Here is a 16,525-nt window from a genome sequence, read left to right on the forward strand (position 1 = left end):
ATGGAATTAAACATAAAGGATTTAGAAGTTTTAAGAGAAATAGCCAAAAAAGCTGCTTTAAAAGCAGGAAAGCATGTAATTGCCTGTTTTGGAACTGATTTTAAAATTGGAAGTAAAAATAAGGGAGGAAGCTTGGCTGCCGATGTAGTGACAGAAGTTGACATAAAATCTCAAGAAATTATTTTTTCTAGTTTACAAGAAAGTATTAAAAATTATGATTTAGGTTGGTTAGGAGAAGAATCTGAAGACGATAAAAGTAGGTTGGTGAAAGATTATTTTTGGACAGTAGACCCTATTGATGGAACGTTACCTTTTACCAAAAAAACACCAGGATTTGCTGTGGCTATTGGTTTGGTAAACAAAAATGGTGAAGCAGTTGTGGGAGTTGCTTATGATCCTTATCACGATCATTTATACGATGCAGTAAAAGGAGGAAAAGTTTACAAAGATGGAACTGAATTTACCATTCAATACAACAAAAATAAAGGTTTAACTTTTTATAGCGATTTAAGTTTTGTGTCTTCTGGAGCGCATCCTTATTTGGTTCAATCATTAGAAAAAATATCATTAGAGAAATACAATGCACCACTAAAAGTAGTGACTCATCAGGGAGCGGTGATGAATGCTATGGGAGTTCTAGAAAATGCTCCAGCAGTATATATAAAACCTCACAGAGATAAACAAGGAGGAGGTTGTGCTTGGGATTTTGCAGCAAGCGCTTGTATTGCTGAGGCTGCTGGTTGTATGCCTACGGATTACTTTGGAAATAAAATCAACTTAAATAAAGAGGAAAATACTTATATGAATAACGAAGGGATCAAATATGAAGTTTGGTAATTAATCCAGTATAACAAACTCAATATCTACATCCACTTCTGGCCATTCAGAATTACCATCTAATTTTTGATCGATAATTTTATCAATGACATCAAAACCACTAGTAACTTGACCAAAAACGGTGTGTTCAAAGTTTAAGTGAGAGCAATCAACACTGGTTTGCATGATAAAAAATTCAAAAGGATTTGATAATTTGTTGGGATTGTTTACCCATCTTCTGGTGGCAGATAATGCTCCTTTTTTGTGAATAATTCCTTTTCTAAATTCAGGCGGAATTCTGTAGTCGTTTAACTGACTTCTATATTTTTGAACGATTTCAGTATCAGACCAACCTCCTTGAATGATGAAGTTTTTTACAATTCTGTGGAAACAAGTTTTGTTGTAATATCCGTTTTTTATCAAATAAATAAAACTAGCTCTGTGCAAAGGTGTTTCTTTAAACAGGGTAATATGCATATTCCCTAAGCGAGTTTTTAACAATAGTTTTGTTTCAGGATTTTTTCTACCATATTCAGTAAAAAATTTACGTACATTTTTATCGTTAATGATGTCTTTCACTAACATGGTATCTTTTCTAGGAACAGGAATTATTGTTTTCTTTTTAACAATTTCTTGTTTGGGTGGAGCAGGGGGAGTAGTTTTTTTTGTGGCTTGTTTGTTTGATGAATTGTTGCCACAAGCCATAAGCATTATGGTTAAAAATAATGCAGTAAAGTATTTTGTATGTTTAATAATATTACTCAATAATACCGGCATATAAGCTTTTAACAATTCCATCAGAAAGTCCAATTTTTGGCACATATATTTTTTTAGCATCTGACCATTTCATGGCAGAAACATAAATTTTAGTCGCTGGTATAATTACATCGGCTCTATCCTGATTTAAGTTTAATTCAGAAATACGTTCGTCGTAAGTCATTGCTTTTAAATATTTGTAATTCGCTTTCATGTATATAAAAGAAAGTGGAGAACCATCTGTTCTTCCAGACATTTTATATATTTTGTTAATGTTTCCTCCGGAACCAATTAAGCTAATATTTTTAATGCCTTTGGTGTTGTGTTTTACCCATTCTTTCATTTCGTCCCAAATATCACTCAAAGCATCTTTTTGGTTTAACATACGTACGGTACCCACTTTAAAAGATTTAGAGTTGGCAATTTCTCCTTTTTTATAAATGGTCATTTCTGTACTTCCTCCACCAACATCAACATAAAGATAAGATTTGCTATTATCTAACAATTCCCCTAAATCTGTTGCAGCAATAATTTGAGCTTCAATTTCACCATCAATGATGTCAATTTTAATTCCAGATTTTTTTAGAATTCTATTGATAACATATTCTCCATTAGAAGCATCTCTCATGGCTGAGGTAGCACAAGCTTTGTATTTTTCAACTTTGTGAACGCTCATTAACAATTGAAAGGCATTCATAGCATCTGTAAGCCTCATAATATTTTTTTCTGAGATTTCTCCCACACCAAAAGTATCTTCTCCTAAACGGATTGGAACACGAACCAAAGCAGATTTTTTAAACTTCACTTTGTCGTTTTCATCATTCTCAATGATGTCGGCAATCAATAATCTTACTGCGTTGGAACCAATATCAATGGCTGCATATTTTCTTATACGAATCAAAATAGTCTCTTTTAAATTAGTATTTAATCTTTATGATTTACAGGAAATTCTTTTAATACTGTTTTACCAGATTTAATGTTTTTCCAGTGTTCCGTGTCAAATTGAATTCCGATAACACCACAGGTGGGTACGTGAGAGATAGGTTTACTACCAAAGGTATTTACAAAAGTGTTAATTCCGTGATCGTGGCTAAATACAATGGCAGAATCATAAGCGTCGTCTAAAGCACGAATGGTTTTTACCAAATAGCCATCACTAAAGCTGTACAAAGATTTGCTTATTTTTAAGTTTGCCATGGGAAATCCCATTACATTACAAAAAATAATTCCAGTATGTAATGCTCTATTGGCACAACTTGCTATAAAAGCATCTGGTTTTTTAATTTTATCTTTAAGAACATTGGCTAATAAATAAGCATCTTTAATACCTCTCTTTTTTAGCGGTCTGTCTATATCTTGAATTCCTTCATACTCCCACGAAGATTTTGCGTGTCTTACAATGTAAATAGTTTTCATGTAAATCGTTTTTTTATGGAGCCAATCTTTCGATTTTCCATTCAAAATTTTCTAATAATGTATATCTAATTCTATCATGCATTCTGTTGGGTCTTCCTTGCCAAAACTCAACAGATATAGGTTTAATAATGTATCCTCCCCAATGTTCTGGTCTTGGAATTTCTTGTCCTTCAAATTTTTTTGTAAACTCTTCTAGTTGATTGTTTAAAATATCTTTGGAGGCTACTACTTCACTTTGATTAGATGCCCATGCTCCTAATTTACTACCCTCAGGTCTACTTTCAAAATAACCATCTGATAAATTTGCTGATATTTTTTCAGCTTTTCCTTTAATAATAACTTGCCTTTCTTGATGTTCCCAGAAAAACGAAGCACAAACATTGGGATTGTTGGCAATGGCTTTTCCTTTTTCGCTATTGTAGTTGGTGTAAAATACAAATCCTTCCCACGTAAAACGTTTTAAAAGTACAATTCTACTTTTAGGAAATCCATCCAAACCAATACTAGCAATGTTCATGGCATTGGTTTCTGATCCACTTTCAGCACCTTCGGCTTCATGAAACCATTGTTGAAAAAGCTCAATAGGAGTTTCGGGAACATTTGCTTTTAGCAATTCTCCTTTTTGATATACTTTACGATAATTACTTAAATCGTTGTTCATTTTTTTTGTTTGATAAGATAAAGTCCTATGTATGTGAGTGTTCCGTTTAATAACAATAATTCATATCCAAATTGAAATCCGTTGAACAGTAAGGTACTATTCTCATTGATAAAATAACTAAAAATTATGGCAATAATGGTAATAAATAACACCCATTTGTCGTGAATTTTATGTTTGGTAAAAATTCCAAAAGCAAATAGCCCTAAAAGAGGTCCATAGGTATAAGTAGCTACTTTTAATAAATTGCTAATGACATTCTCACTCAAAATATATTTAAAAGAAATAATGGTTAATATTAAAACTAAGGACATGTAAATATGTGTTTTCTTTCTGATTTTTTCTTGTTCTTTTTTAGGTTTGTTTTCAATCTTTAAAAAATCGATACAAAAAGAAGTGGTTAAAGAAGTCAAAGCACTATCGGCACTAGAATATGCAGCAGCAATTAATCCTAATAAAAAAACAATAGAGGCTCCAAGACCCAATCCTCCGTTTAGGGCTATTTCAGGAAATAACAAATCTGTTTTTGTTTTTCCATCTTGAACAGGGATGGCAATTCCTTCTTGTTGAGCATAAGTAAATAATAAGGCTCCTAATAGTAAAAACAAAAAGTTGATGATGACCAAAGACGGGGCAAAAGACAACATATTCCATTGCGCTTCTTTGGTATTTTTACAAGCCAAGTTTTTTTGCATCATGTCTTGATCTAATCCTGTCATCGCAATGGCAATAAAAGCCCCTCCTAAGATCGATTTTATCCAATGTTTTTTATCGTTAAAATCATCATTAAAAAAGATTTGTCCGTAGTTTTTATATTCTTTAGAAGCAATAAAATCGAATAAATTGGTGTCTAATTTTTGTAATAAAATATATCCAATTACCATTAAGGCTATCAGCATAAATAAAGTTTGAAGCGTATCTGTCCATATAATGGTTTTAATTCCACCTTTAAAAGTGTAGATCCAAATTAATAAAACAGAAAAAACTACCGTAAGCTCAAAAGGTACGTGCCAAGCATCAAAAATAAAATATTGTAAAACTAGCGCAACCAAATACAATCTAAACGAGGCTCCTAATACTCGTGAAACTAGAAAAGAAGCAGCTCCTACTTTGTGACTATTATTTCCAAAACGCTGTTCTAAATAGCCATAAATAGAGGTGATGTTGTATTTGTAGTAAAGCGGAATCAGTATGTAAGCAATGACCATATAACCTAAAAAGTAACCGATTACGACTTGCATATAGCTAAACTGACTGGTAGCTACCCAACCCGGAACAGAAATAAAGGTGACTCCAGATAAAGAAGCCCCAATCATTCCAAAAGCAACCACGTACCAAGGTGCTTTTTTATTGGCTTTAAAAAAAGTTTCGTTGTTGTTTTCTTTTCCTGTTAATAAAGAAATTAAGTATAAAACTATAAAATATGCACCGACTAAAAGAGCTATCGTAATAGGAGTCATTCATTTTGTTTTAGGTACTACCAAATTAAATATTTTTTTTATTCTGTAACGCTATATGTGTACATTTGTGGACTTATGGATTTTTCATCAAAACTTTTAGAAAATGCAGTGAATGAGGTTTCTCAATTACCAGGAATTGGTAAAAGAACCGCATTGCGTTTGGTATTACATTTACTTAGGCAGCCTAAGGAACAAACACATTATTTAACCAAAGCTTTAGATACTTTGGTTAATGATATTAAACTTTGTAAAAGTTGTCACAACATTTCAGATGTAGAGCTTTGTGATATTTGTTCTAGTCACAAAAGAGACGAAACTATTGTTTGTGTGGTAGAAGACGTAAGAGATGTGATGGCCATTGAAAATACTTCTCAATTTCAAGGATTGTATCATGTGTTAGGTGGAAAAATTTCTCCAATGGAAGGAATAGGTCCAGGGCATTTAAAAATAGATAGTCTTTTAGAAAAAGTAAAATCTGGAGTAGTTAAAGAATTGGTTTTTGCTTTAAGTTCTACCATGGAGGGAGATACCACAAACTTTTATATTTACAAACAGATTAAAGATTTTGATGTAAAAATATCTGCCATTGCCAGAGGGATTTCCGTAGGAGATGAGTTAGAATATGCTGATGAAGTTACTTTAGGAAGAAGTATTGTGAATAGAATTCCTTTTGAAAACTCACTTAGACAATAATTTAAGTGCTGATGCTGTTTTTGAAGTGGGAAAATACAAAACAGCATAATTTGTAGCATCAAAGTTATAGACAAAAACAGATAATGTAGCGGTACTTTTTTTAAAGTTATTGCAGTATAAAGTTCCACTTCCCAGTTCTTCATAAGCTACTGTTCCTTGTAAAACATATCTTTCGTTTAGAAAATCTAGTACTAAATCTTCGTAGTTGTTTTTATTTACAAGCACTCGTACGTATTCTAATTTATTTTCTTTATTAAAAGTGTAGCTAATAAAATTTGAAGCATCAGAGTAATTATTATACTTGATAAAATTTTCACTGTATTCATTAGGAGCTCCTAATAGCGTAATGAATTCTTCTTTTGTGAGTTTAAAATCTAATAGCGGATCTGGATATAAAGTATATCTAGGGTTTACTTTAATAGAATGTTGAATATTGTAAATTTCATTAGAGATAAGAATGGTTGTGTTTCCAACATAACCAGCAGTTACCAATCCATTATCGGTTACAGTAGCATGAAATTCATCTTCTGATTCAAAAAGAATATCTAAATCAGAAATGGCTTTTATTTGAAATTGATCTCCTTTATATAGAGATTTACTGGTTGTTGCTACTGTAATACCAGTATTTATATTTTCCTGTTTTGAGCAAGCCAAAAGAATGATAGAGAAAAGTAGGAATGCATTTTTTTTCATACCATTACTATATGATATTATTCTTCTTTACTATCAGAGCTCCAAAATTCTCTTTGTTTGTTTAATTCTCTTTCTTGTGCTGCATATTCTTCTACAGAAATTACTTTTAAGAATGAAGGATGTTGCTCAATAGCGTATTCAATTTTCTTTAAAATATCATTTGCATCTTCTGTATCGTAATCAATTTCCAAAGGTGGTTTGATGACCATAGATTGTAGAATACCTCTTTTTTTAATCATCAATCCTTTTTTATCAAAAGAACGTCTAAAACCATCAATAACAATAGGAATTACAATGGGTTGGTAGGTTTTAATTAAATGTGCTGTTCCTCTTCTTACAGGGTTAAAAGGTTTGGTGGTTCCTTGCGGAAACGTAATTACCCAACCATCATCTAAAGCTTTTTTAATATTAGAAATGTCAGACATTTTAACTTGTCTATTTACTTCTTTACCGGCTGCTCTCCACGTTCTTTCAATAGAAATAGAACCTGCATAAGCAAATATTTTAGGTAATAAGCCTTTTTTCATCGTTTCTAAAGCAGCGATGTAGTAAAGATTTAGTTTAGGTTTTAATAAGTAAGTCCATCTTTTTAAAGAATTATCTCTACCATTTAAGGTTGCAAAAAACACATGGTACATGGCAGCAACATCAGCAAAATAAGTTTGATGGTTTGAAATGAATAGAACTTTATTGTCAGGAAGGTCTTTTAAAATTTCAGAACCCTCAATGTTTAATTTGTTAAAACCGTTATATCTACGGTAAGAAACAATACCAAAAATACTAATGATTATTTTTTTGAGAAAAAGGTAATGCCCAAAAGGGTTCTTTTTAAATAGGCTCATTGTATCTATATATTATTTAATATGAATAGGATCGCAAATTTACAATATTTTACCCCTTATCATAAGTTTTTTAAAACTTCTTTCACTTCACTCAAAATCATTGCTGTAGCTCCCCATACACAATGTTTGTTAAACATAAAACAAGGAACTTCTGCGTGGTTTGCATATGAGGTAGCGGTTTTAAAGGTAGTTAAATTATTAGGATTTAAAAGTTCTTCCAAGGTAAGATGTATAATTTCCTCAACCTCATAGTTTTTGCTAAATATAGGAGTGTAGGGGATGGTGGCTAGATAAGAATCTACTTCAAAATTACTGGGAGGTATGTATATGGTGCTAAGTTGTTTGTGTACGGTGATATCTGTTTGTGGTAAACCGACTTCTTCATATGTTTCTCTTATCGCTGTAGTTTCCAAATCTCTATCCTCAGGATTTTTTTTACCTCCTGGAAAGCTAATTTGGTTGCTATGTGTTCCTTTATAATGTGCTCTTTTGGTTAGTAAAATAGTAGTTTCTTGTTTTTGATTAGGGTATAATAAAACCAAAACACCTGCTTTTTTAGCTGAGATAGGAATGTTATATTTGGTAAACAAAGGTCTTTGTAATGGCGATAAAGTTTTATGAGCTTCAATACCAGGAAGTGGCATTTTTATCAATTGATCTATATTGCTATATAAATAATCAAATTCCATTTTAATAAGGTAATAATATGAAATCTAAATATATAAAATTATTAGCGAGTATTATATTAGATGTCTTGGGAATGCTTCCTTTTTTTGTTCCCGGATTGGGAGAAATGGTTGATGTTGTTTGGGCTCCTTTATCAGCATATTTAATTGTAAAAATTTATCAGAATAAAGTTTCTAAATATACTGCTGTGATTGGTTTTATAGAAGAGGCTTTGCCCTTTACAGATTTTGTACCCACTTTTACCATTACTTGGTTATTAAGTTTATGGTTAGATAAAAACGATTAAGCTTTTTTTAACTTCATTCTTACCATCATTTTGGTTTGCATATTTTTAAAAAACTGATACTGCCCAACAAGCCAACCTACGTAGGGCAAAGTGAATTGATAAACAAAAATGACAGGAACAATATAAAGGATGTAAAAAATAACAATATTCAAGTTTTCCTTGGTAACTCCTATTTGACCTAAAATAGGTCTAACAATAAAAGCTGCAAAAGAACCATTTATACTAAAAGCAATGATGATTGCCAATACCTGCCAATTAGATGTTAATCCCCAACGTTCTTTTAATTTCTCCATATATAAAACTTTAAAAAGCAAAAATAAACTATAAAATTAAGAAGGACTATTTATAAAAATTTATTTTTTAATTCAGGTGTAGGAATCATGCAAGACGTTTGTTTTCCAAACCATTTATATCTGTTTTTAGCAATAAAATCATAAACCAAATCTCTCATAGGTTTTGGAATGATGTAAAAAATATATAATAAAGGATACAATCCTCTTAATTGTTTTGCAACTCTTAAGGCTGCGCTAGATTTGGTGTATATTTTTTTAGGAGTTAATAATATAATAGAATCAATACCTTTAAAATTGTTTGGATTTTTTTCTAAATAATGAATGATATCAGGGTTTTGTAACGGAGCAAATAGAAATCTGTTTTTTACATCATTTTTAATAACCAGTTGAACAGAATGGTTACAAAGATTACAGACTCCATCAAACAAAAGGATTGGTTGTTTCTTTACAATATCTTCAATGTTTTTCAAACCATTACTCATTTTGATTCCTTAAATTTGTGCCCATTTTAAGAACAAATATACTTATTTAAAATACCATGAGAATTATAAAAATTTTATTGTTGATTGTTGTTGCTACCTCAGCAGTACAGGCTCAAGAAACAGAATTTAAAAACAAAGGAAAGTTTTATGCTTACTGGGGGTGGAATCGTGCTGCTTACACACAGTCGGATATTCACTTTAAAGGACCCGATTACGATTTTACCTTAACGGATGTAGTCGCAAAAGACAGGCAAACCCCTTTTTCTGTTGATAAATATATCAATCCTGCTAACATATCAATTCCACAAACCAATTACGGAATTGGATATTTTTTTAATGAACATTATAGCGTTTTTGTAGGAGTAGATCATATGAAATATGTAACGGTTCAAAATCAATACATGACTATTGATGGGACTATTGGTGCTAGCTATCCTAACTATCAAGGAACCTATAATGGAGATGTAATTCAGGAAACTGATGATTTTTTAAAGTTTGAACACACTGATGGTCTAAATTACATCCATGTTTCTTTAAACAGATTTGATGATATTAGTAGTAATTTTGGAATACATTCAGAAAATTTTGTGATTAACTTAACAGAAGGAATTGGAGCAGGAATTTTAATGCCAAGAACCAATGTAACTTTATTAGGAAAAGAAAGACACGATGATTTTCATGTCTCTGGATATGGGATTTCTGCACAAATGGGATTCAACTTTGTGATTTATAAATACTTTTTTATTCAAACAGATGTAAGAGGAGGATACATTAATATGCCTGATATTAGAACTACTTACGACAAAGCAGATTCTGCTTCTCAAGACTTTATTTACATGCAAGCAGCTGTAATGTTAGGGGGAAGGTTTAAGCTTTTTTAAACTACAATATATTGTCATCAAAAAAAGGCTTCACTATTTAGTGAAGCCTTTTTTGGTTTATGTTATTGTAAAAGTTATGCTTTTATCAATTCTACATCAAAAATTAAGGTAGCGTTTGGAGGAATTACTCCACCAGCTCCACGAGCACCATATCCTAAGTGAGATGGAATAACCAAACGAGCTTTGTCTCCAACTTCTAATAATTGAATCCCTTCATCCCATCCAGAGATTACTTGTCCCACTCCAATAGCAAATTCTAAAGGCTCTTTTCTTTTGTATGAAGAATCAAATACAGTTCCATCAGCCAATTGTCCTTTGTAGTGTACAGACACCATTTTTCCTTTAGCAGCCTTTTTACCAGAACCACTAGATTGAAGAATTTTATATCTTAATCCACTATTGGTTTTATCGTAACCAGCAGCTAATTTTTCTAACTCCATTTCAGCTGCTTCTTTTTCTGCCTTTAATTTAGCTTCTCTAGCTCCTTCAAACTTTCTAAAAGCTTCAATAGCATTAAATTTTTCAGCCGCTTCCCCCACACGAACAATTTCTAAAGATTCAATTAAATCACCTTGTTCAACCAAGTCAACAATATCTTGTCCTTCTACTACTTTACCAAACACAGTATGTTTACCATCTAACCATGGAGTAGCGGTGTGTGTAATAAAAAACTGAGAACCGTTGGTTCCAGGTCCTGCATTTGCCATAGACAATACTCCAGGAGTATCGTGCTTTAATTCTGCAACAATTTCATCATCAAATTTGTAACCAGGGTTTCCTGTTCCAGTTCCTTGAGGACATCCTCCTTGGATCATAAAATCAGCAATTACACGGTGAAATTTTAAACCATCGTAATAAGGAGTTCCTTGTGGTTTTGCATTGTTTTCCATGTTTCCTTCTGCCAAAGCAACAAAGTTACCTACAGTTCCAGGAGTTTTTTCAAACTCTAAGTTTACCAAAATTGCCCCTTTAGAGGTGTTGAATTTTGCGTACAATCCGTTGTTCATCTTTCTTTTTATTTAAAATATGGCGGTAAGTGTAGAAAAATCTATACTTAAACCTAAGTTTATATTGTTTGAATTTAAATTTGTTATTGGAGAAATGACCTTTCCGCCAGAAGCTAATAATGATAGGTAATCATTGATTCTAACATAAGCTCCTAGTTTTATTTTGGATATAATTCCTTCTCCTGTATCAATTCCAGCACCTCCACCAGCACCAACAAATGCTTCTGCAAATAGCTGTAATTTTTCTTTTGCAAATATAGGAGAATAGACTCCTAATCCAACCATTCCATCGGCATAACCTCCAGCTCCTATTTTATTTCTACTATCATCTTTTAGATAAGTAGCTTCGTAAGCAAAAGCTGTTTGCCCTGCTAGGTATAAGTAAGGGGTCATATCATAGTTTAGTTGTAAGGCCAATAAGTGCAAATCTATTGGACCTCTGTTTTCTCGTTCAAACCTTTGTAATTTAAAATATGTTTGATGTTGTACACTCACTCTAATTCCTTGTGTTTTTACTTTTGAAACTTTTTCATTAGGGTTGAATTTAGAGTAACTACCTCCAGTTTTACTAATATACCTTAACCCTGCACCTAAAGCATAGGCTTCAAAATCACCATCTAAAGCTCTAACGTAACCTGCATGTGTACTTAGTGTAAAATGATTAGAGAGTTTAAAGTCTAATCCAGCAGTAGGATAAATAGTAGCTCCTCCTTCAGCTTGAATTCTACCACCAGAAGCTCCTAAAGCCAATTTGGTAAAAACATCTACATATTTAGTTTGTATGGGCTCGTAACCAAAACCTCCAAATATATCCATAAAACCAGCCTCTAAACCTTTATAAATGGCATCGGTATGAATGAAAACAAAACTATTTTCAGAAATGTATTTTTGATATTCAAATCCTATTAAATAAAGGGTGTTGGTTAAAAGCTCTGAATTTCTTTCTGCATCTTTTTTTGTGCCTCCAAATGGAAAAAACTGATCAAATTTCATCATAAAACCTCCTTTGGTAAATGGTTTGTTCCAAGCAGATTTATTATTGATGTTGTAAGTTTGATGACTTTTTTGATAGTTTGAAACATGTATGTCTGTAGGAATTTCTACATATAAAGAAACAGCATTACTTTTAATTCTTCCTGTATAAAAATTAAAATGACTGTATTGTAAACCGATATTGAATTTAGGAAATTGATAAGAAAGACCAATGTTAGGGTTGATATAAGCTCCTTTGTTTATCAATAATCGGTAACCACCACCACCACCAAAATCAAGGTTGGCGTCTAAAAAAACTTTAGAAAATAGATGTTGATTGATTCCTAATTCAACCCCCAAAGTAAACAAACCACCTTGATCTCCCCATAAAGCAGCATGGGTATTGATACCTCCATATAAATTTTTAGAAATTGGAATTAAGTAGTGTAATCCTCCTAAATCCATAATTCTTTCATTAGCATTTTGGGGCATGCTAACGGGGATATAATTTAGTCTTACTTTTTTGTTTAGGGCGTATTGTTCAAGCGTAGTTAAAGAGTTGTTTTCTTGGGCAATTCCCCGAAAGAAACAAAGGATAAATCCCCAAAAAAACAACCTTATTTTCATCTTATTTTATTTGTATTCACTAGTAAAGTGAAGTTTAACTGAAGGATATTTGTCCTGAGTCATTTGGATAGTGAAGGCAGAATCTGCCAAGAATACCAATTGTCCTTGTTTGTCTTTGGCTAAATAACGTTGTTTTACACGTTTAAATTCGGCAAACTCAGCTTTGTTATCTGTAGGTTCTACCCAACAAACCTTGTGCATGGCTAAATTTTCATAAGTACATTTAGCTCCATATTCATGTTCCAAACGGTACTGAATTACTTCGTATTGTAAAGCTCCAACCGTTCCAATTACTTTACGTCCGTTTAGTTCTAAAGTAAATAGCTGTGCAACTCCTTCATCCATTAATTGGTCTAGTCCTTTGTATAACTGTTTTGCTTTTAAAGGATCTGCATTGTTTACATAACGGAAATGCTCTGGAGAAAAACTTGGAATTCCTTTAAAGTTGATAATTTCACCTTCTGTTAAAGTATCTCCAATTTTAAAGTTTCCTGTATCGTGTAAACCAACAATGTCTCCAGGATAAGATTCGTCCACAATTTCTTTTTTCTCTGCAAAGAAAGCATTGGGACTAGAAAACTTCATTTTTTTACCATTTCTTACGTGTAAGTAAGGTACGTTTCTTTGAAAAGTTCCCGATACAATTTTAACAAATGCCAAACGGTCTCTGTGTTTAGGATCCATATTGGCGTGAATTTTAAAAACAAAACCAGTCATATTTTGTTCTTTAGAATCTACCAAACGCTCTTCTGCTTTTTTAGGCTGTGGGGTAGGGGCAATTTCAATAAAACAATCTAACAATTCCTTTACTCCAAAGTTGTTTAAAGCAGAACCGAAGAATACAGGTTGTAAATCTCCATTTAAATATGCTTCCTGATCAAAAGGAGGATAAACCCCTTCAACCATTTCTAATTCTTCACGTAATTTATCTGCAGCTTTGTTTCCAATCATTTTGTCCAATTCTGGAACATTAATGTCTGTAAACTCAACTCCAGTGGTTACTTTTTGTTTTTTATCACCTGCAAAAAGATTGATTTTTTTTGCCCAAATATTATAAATTCCTTGAAAATCGTATCCCATACCAATAGGGAAAGACAATGGAGTGGTGGTTAGTCCTAATTTTTGTTCTACTTCATCTAACAAATCAAAAGCATCTTTACCTTCACGGTCTAATTTGTTGATAAAAACAATCATCGGAATTTTACGCATTCTACAAACCTCTACCAATTTTTCGGTTTGAGGCTCAACTCCTTTGGCAACATCAATCACCACAATCACACTATCAACAGCTGTTAAAGTTCTAAAAGTATCTTCGGCAAAATCTTTGTGACCAGGCGTATCAAGAATGTTAATTTTACGGTCTTTATAGTTAAATGCCAATACAGAAGTAGCCACAGAAATTCCACGTTGACGTTCAATTTCCATAAAATCGGAAGTCGCTCCTTTTTTAACTTTGTTGTTTTTTACCGCTCCAGCTTCACTAATCGCTCCACCAAAAAGTAATAATTTTTCGGTTAAAGTAGTTTTACCCGCATCGGGGTGAGAGATAATTCCAAAAGTTCTTCTACGTTTAATTTCGTCTATAAATGCCATTCTGTTGATTTAAAAACCGATAAATTCGGATGGCAAAGATACATTTTCAATTAGCATTGTGCAACGAGCAATTTGTTTTAGTTATAAGCTTAAGTAAGCGATTTTATTTTTATAAATTAAAAATGGACTTTTTTAAAAATCCGCATAACTTGTAAGGGAAGACTTCTAAAATGATCTTTTTATTTTACTGAGTTATCAATTGAGTTCATTTCTAAATCTAATGCACTAATAAGAAAGTCATGTATTAAGTATTTTTGTTTAAACCATAAAAAAATAGAATACAATGAATACAGATTTTCTTTTACAACCATTTAATAATATAGATGGTTTGCATTTAAATAATAGAGTAGTAATGGCTCCTATGACCAGAAGTAGAGCAACAAATGATGAAAGAAAGCCTACGGAGGAATTACAAGGATTGTATTATAAACAAAGAGCCTCTGCAGGATTAATTATCACAGAAGGATCCCAAGTATCTAAAAGAGCTGTGGGGTATATTAACACTCCAGGAATTCATTCTAAAGCTCAAGTAGAGGGTTGGAAAAAAGTAACCCAAAATGTACATAACGAGGATGGTAAAATTTTTATACAATTGTGGCATGTAGGTAGAATTTCACATCCAGATTTTCATAATGGTGCATTGCCATTAGCTCCATCGGCATTAAACCCTAATGTAGAGGTGTTTACAGAAAATGGAAAAACAGAGACGGTAACTCCAAAAGAAATGACTCAGGAAGATATTGATCAAACCATTTTAGATTTTAAGAATGCGGCTAAGAATGCTTTAGAAGCTGGTTTTGATGGGGTTGAAATTCATTCGTCAAATGGTTATTTATTTCATCAATTCTTTAATAAAACCTCTAACAAAAGAACGGATAAGTATGGAGGGAGTATAGAAAATAGAGCTCGTTTTTTCTTTGAGGTATTAGATGCTGTTAAAGAAGTATTACCCGAGCAAAAAATAGGAGCTAGATTTAACCCTTCTCTACATCATATTTTTGGAATGGAAATGGATGAAGAAACCATTCCTACTTTTGAGTACATCATTAAAAAATTAAACGATTATAATTTGGCTTACATCCACTTGTCAGAACCTTTTAGCGATGTGTCTGATATACCTTATGCCGTAACAAATATTGCAGAACATTTTAGGCCTATTTACAATGGAACCATTATTATTAATGCAGGATTTGATAAAGAAAAAGCGGAAGAAGTTTTAAAGAGTGGTAATGCAGATATGGTTGCCTTTGGTAAGCCATTTATCTCAAACCCAGATTTGGTAGAGCGTTTTAAAAACAATAAAGAATTAGCAGACTGGGATGAAGAAACATTTTACACACCAGGAAAAAAAGGCTATGTAGACTACCCAAAAGCTTAAAATAGATTAATATACCGAGTGAAGTTTAATTTATAAATCCTAAAATTCAACAATATGGAAATTAACTTTGAATACCCAAACGTATCAGCTAGTGACCGTTTAGAAGCATATGCTAAGGAAAAGTTAAAAAATTTAGATGTAAAATATAATTTTTTAATTAATGCAGATGTGTACTTCAAAAAAGAGAACACTACATCAGACAAAACGGGTGCTATTTGTGGCATACGTATACATGGAAATGGTGTTACTTTTTTTGCAGAAGCTAGTAAAGATAATTTTGAAAATGCAGTTTTGGAAGTCATCAAGGAACTTGAACCACAACTTAAGAAAAAGAAAAGCAAGCTAGCTTCTCATTAAAATATAGTAAGCCATCAGTAAATGATGGCTTTTTTTATGGTGATTAATGAATGATATAATAAGCATTTTTACAGATATATGCTGCAAAAACTCCTGCAACAGCATATAGTAAATGCCCCTCCCAAGAAGTATTTTTTTTGTTTGAAGGAAAAGCTCCAAAAATCAATCCACCATAAACAACAATTGTGATGATGGAAACCAAAAGTGGAATGGGTTTAAAACTTACAAATCCGTTGGTGATAATAAAAGCGGTGAGTCCATAAATCAAACCACTAGCTCCAATATGATTGGCTTTTCTGCCAAAAAGCCAAAGTAAGCCACCTCCCATAAAAATAATGATTGTTAAAACGTATAGTGTTTGACTAGCATAAAAATATTGTAGCGTAAAAAGTAAGACGATTAATGGAAGCGTATTAGAAAGTAGGTGTTTCCAATGGTTGTGAAAAAAAGGAGAGGTGATAATTCCAATTAATCCTTTTGATTTTCTTGGGAGAATACCCAGTTTTAGAACAGGGAATAGAAAACCAAGTATAGAAACTCCATAAATAATGGCTAGAAATAATATAATGGATTTGTGAGTCATTATTTATGTAATAAGATGTTTTTATTCTTTGCAATATCTAAAATA

At 32.3% G+C, this 16,525-nt stretch carries 20 protein-coding genes; 6 read left to right on the forward strand and 14 right to left on the reverse strand.

Annotation, left to right across the window (positions count from 1 at the left end):
- The gene (locus QVZ41_RS07155) at window positions 1-837 is read left to right on the forward strand and encodes an inositol monophosphatase family protein (protein WP_302883876.1); all 837 of its coding nucleotides are present in this window, start codon (window positions 1-3) and stop codon (window positions 835-837) included.
- Here the strand turns inward: QVZ41_RS07155 and QVZ41_RS07160 are convergent, their stop codons facing one another.
- The 5 genes from QVZ41_RS07160 to QVZ41_RS07180 are packed head-to-tail and all read right to left on the reverse strand — an operon-like array spanning window position 838 to window position 5,106.
- Complete coding sequence (locus QVZ41_RS07160) at window positions 838-1,593, reverse strand: peptidylprolyl isomerase (RefSeq protein WP_302883877.1); 756 nt, start codon at window positions 1,591-1,593, stop codon at window positions 838-840. It abuts the gene before it with no gap.
- A complete protein-coding gene (locus QVZ41_RS07165) occupies window positions 1,574-2,473 on the reverse strand; it encodes a Ppx/GppA phosphatase family protein (protein WP_302883878.1) in 900 nt (299 codons plus the stop codon). Before QVZ41_RS07165 ends, QVZ41_RS07160 begins: the two co-directional genes overlap by 20 nt.
- A 23-nt stretch (window positions 2,474-2,496) precedes the next feature.
- The gene (locus tag QVZ41_RS07170) at window positions 2,497-2,988 is read right to left on the reverse strand and encodes a SixA phosphatase family protein (protein ID WP_302883879.1); all 492 of its coding nucleotides are present in this window, start codon (window positions 2,986-2,988) and stop codon (window positions 2,497-2,499) included.
- Between the two features lie 13 nt (window positions 2,989-3,001).
- Window positions 3,002-3,649 (reverse strand): pyridoxamine 5'-phosphate oxidase, encoded by a 648-nt coding sequence (gene pdxH / locus QVZ41_RS07175; protein ID WP_302883880.1) that lies wholly within the window; start codon window positions 3,647-3,649, stop codon window positions 3,002-3,004.
- On the reverse strand, window positions 3,646-5,106 hold the full coding sequence (locus QVZ41_RS07180; RefSeq protein WP_302883882.1) for a sodium:solute symporter: 1,461 nt from the start codon (window positions 5,104-5,106) through the stop codon (window positions 3,646-3,648). Before QVZ41_RS07180 ends, pdxH begins: the two co-directional genes overlap by 4 nt.
- 75 nt (window positions 5,107-5,181) lie before the next feature.
- Between QVZ41_RS07180 and recR the strand changes: the two genes are divergently transcribed.
- The gene (gene recR / locus QVZ41_RS07185; protein WP_302883883.1) at window positions 5,182-5,799 is read left to right on the forward strand and encodes a recombination mediator RecR; all 618 of its coding nucleotides are present in this window, start codon (window positions 5,182-5,184) and stop codon (window positions 5,797-5,799) included.
- Here the strand turns inward: recR and QVZ41_RS07190 are convergent.
- Genes QVZ41_RS07190 through QVZ41_RS07200 form a run of 3 tightly spaced genes read right to left on the reverse strand, consistent with a single transcriptional unit; the run spans window position 5,785 to window position 8,023 of the window.
- Window positions 5,785-6,492, reverse strand: coding sequence for an Ig-like domain-containing protein (locus tag QVZ41_RS07190; protein ID WP_302883884.1), 708 nt, complete (start codon window positions 6,490-6,492; stop codon window positions 5,785-5,787). The genes recR and QVZ41_RS07190 overlap by 15 nt on opposite strands.
- Window positions 6,493-6,509: 17 nt before the next feature.
- On the reverse strand, window positions 6,510-7,334 hold the full coding sequence (locus tag QVZ41_RS07195; protein WP_302883885.1) for a lysophospholipid acyltransferase family protein: 825 nt from the start codon (window positions 7,332-7,334) through the stop codon (window positions 6,510-6,512).
- A 59-nt stretch (window positions 7,335-7,393) separates the two neighbouring features.
- Complete coding sequence (locus tag QVZ41_RS07200; protein WP_302883886.1) at window positions 7,394-8,023, reverse strand: NUDIX hydrolase; 630 nt, start codon at window positions 8,021-8,023, stop codon at window positions 7,394-7,396.
- 17 nt (window positions 8,024-8,040) lie between these two features.
- Between QVZ41_RS07200 and QVZ41_RS07205 the strand changes: the two genes are divergently transcribed.
- Complete coding sequence (locus QVZ41_RS07205; protein ID WP_302883887.1) at window positions 8,041-8,307, forward strand: hypothetical protein; 267 nt, start codon at window positions 8,041-8,043, stop codon at window positions 8,305-8,307.
- On the opposite strand, the gene QVZ41_RS07210 is transcribed toward QVZ41_RS07205, so the two are convergent.
- Entirely contained in the window at window positions 8,304-8,600 is a 297-nt protein-coding gene (locus QVZ41_RS07210; protein ID WP_302883888.1) for a DUF6787 family protein, read from the reverse strand. The genes QVZ41_RS07205 and QVZ41_RS07210 overlap by 4 nt on opposite strands.
- Window positions 8,601-8,650: 50 nt before the next feature.
- Window positions 8,651-9,082, reverse strand: coding sequence for a thiol-disulfide oxidoreductase DCC family protein (locus tag QVZ41_RS07215; protein ID WP_302883889.1), 432 nt, complete (start codon window positions 9,080-9,082; stop codon window positions 8,651-8,653).
- 56 nt (window positions 9,083-9,138) lie between these two features.
- On the opposite strand from QVZ41_RS07215, the gene QVZ41_RS07220 reads away from it, so the two are divergent.
- Window positions 9,139-9,963, forward strand: a complete 825-nt coding sequence (locus QVZ41_RS07220) for a hypothetical protein (protein WP_302883890.1) — start codon at window positions 9,139-9,141, stop codon at window positions 9,961-9,963.
- A 74-nt stretch (window positions 9,964-10,037) separates the two neighbouring features.
- Here QVZ41_RS07220 and QVZ41_RS07225 read toward each other — a convergent pair whose 3' ends face one another.
- Genes QVZ41_RS07225 through QVZ41_RS07235 form a run of 3 tightly spaced genes read right to left on the reverse strand, consistent with a single transcriptional unit; the run spans window position 10,038 to window position 14,162 of the window.
- A complete protein-coding gene (locus QVZ41_RS07225; protein WP_302883891.1) occupies window positions 10,038-10,970 on the reverse strand; it encodes a peptidylprolyl isomerase in 933 nt (310 codons plus the stop codon).
- A gap of 12 nt (window positions 10,971-10,982) precedes the next feature.
- The gene (locus tag QVZ41_RS07230; protein WP_302883892.1) at window positions 10,983-12,569 is read right to left on the reverse strand and encodes a hypothetical protein; all 1,587 of its coding nucleotides are present in this window, start codon (window positions 12,567-12,569) and stop codon (window positions 10,983-10,985) included.
- 6 nt (window positions 12,570-12,575) lie between these two features.
- Window positions 12,576-14,162 carry a peptide chain release factor 3 gene (locus tag QVZ41_RS07235; protein WP_302883893.1) on the reverse strand — a complete coding sequence of 529 codons (1,587 nt, stop codon included), beginning with the start codon at window positions 14,160-14,162 and terminating at the stop codon, window positions 12,576-12,578.
- A 283-nt stretch (window positions 14,163-14,445) separates the two neighbouring features.
- On the opposite strand from QVZ41_RS07235, the gene QVZ41_RS07240 reads away from it, so the two are divergent.
- Both QVZ41_RS07240 and hpf read left to right on the forward strand, forming a co-directional pair.
- Window positions 14,446-15,540 (forward strand): alkene reductase, encoded by a 1,095-nt coding sequence (locus tag QVZ41_RS07240; protein ID WP_302883894.1) that lies wholly within the window; start codon window positions 14,446-14,448, stop codon window positions 15,538-15,540.
- A 54-nt stretch (window positions 15,541-15,594) separates the two neighbouring features.
- A complete protein-coding gene (hpf, locus tag QVZ41_RS07245) occupies window positions 15,595-15,897 on the forward strand; it encodes a ribosome hibernation-promoting factor, HPF/YfiA family (protein ID WP_302883895.1) in 303 nt (100 codons plus the stop codon).
- Window positions 15,898-15,940: 43 nt separating this feature from the next.
- Here the strand turns inward: hpf and QVZ41_RS07250 are convergent, their stop codons facing one another.
- Complete coding sequence (locus QVZ41_RS07250) at window positions 15,941-16,480, reverse strand: rhomboid family intramembrane serine protease (RefSeq protein ID WP_302883896.1); 540 nt, start codon at window positions 16,478-16,480, stop codon at window positions 15,941-15,943.
- Window positions 16,481-16,525 lie beyond the last annotated feature (45 nt).

The organism is Wenyingzhuangia gilva (assembly GCF_030519655.1).
GTDB lineage: Bacteria > Bacteroidota > Bacteroidia > Flavobacteriales > Flavobacteriaceae > Wenyingzhuangia > Wenyingzhuangia gilva.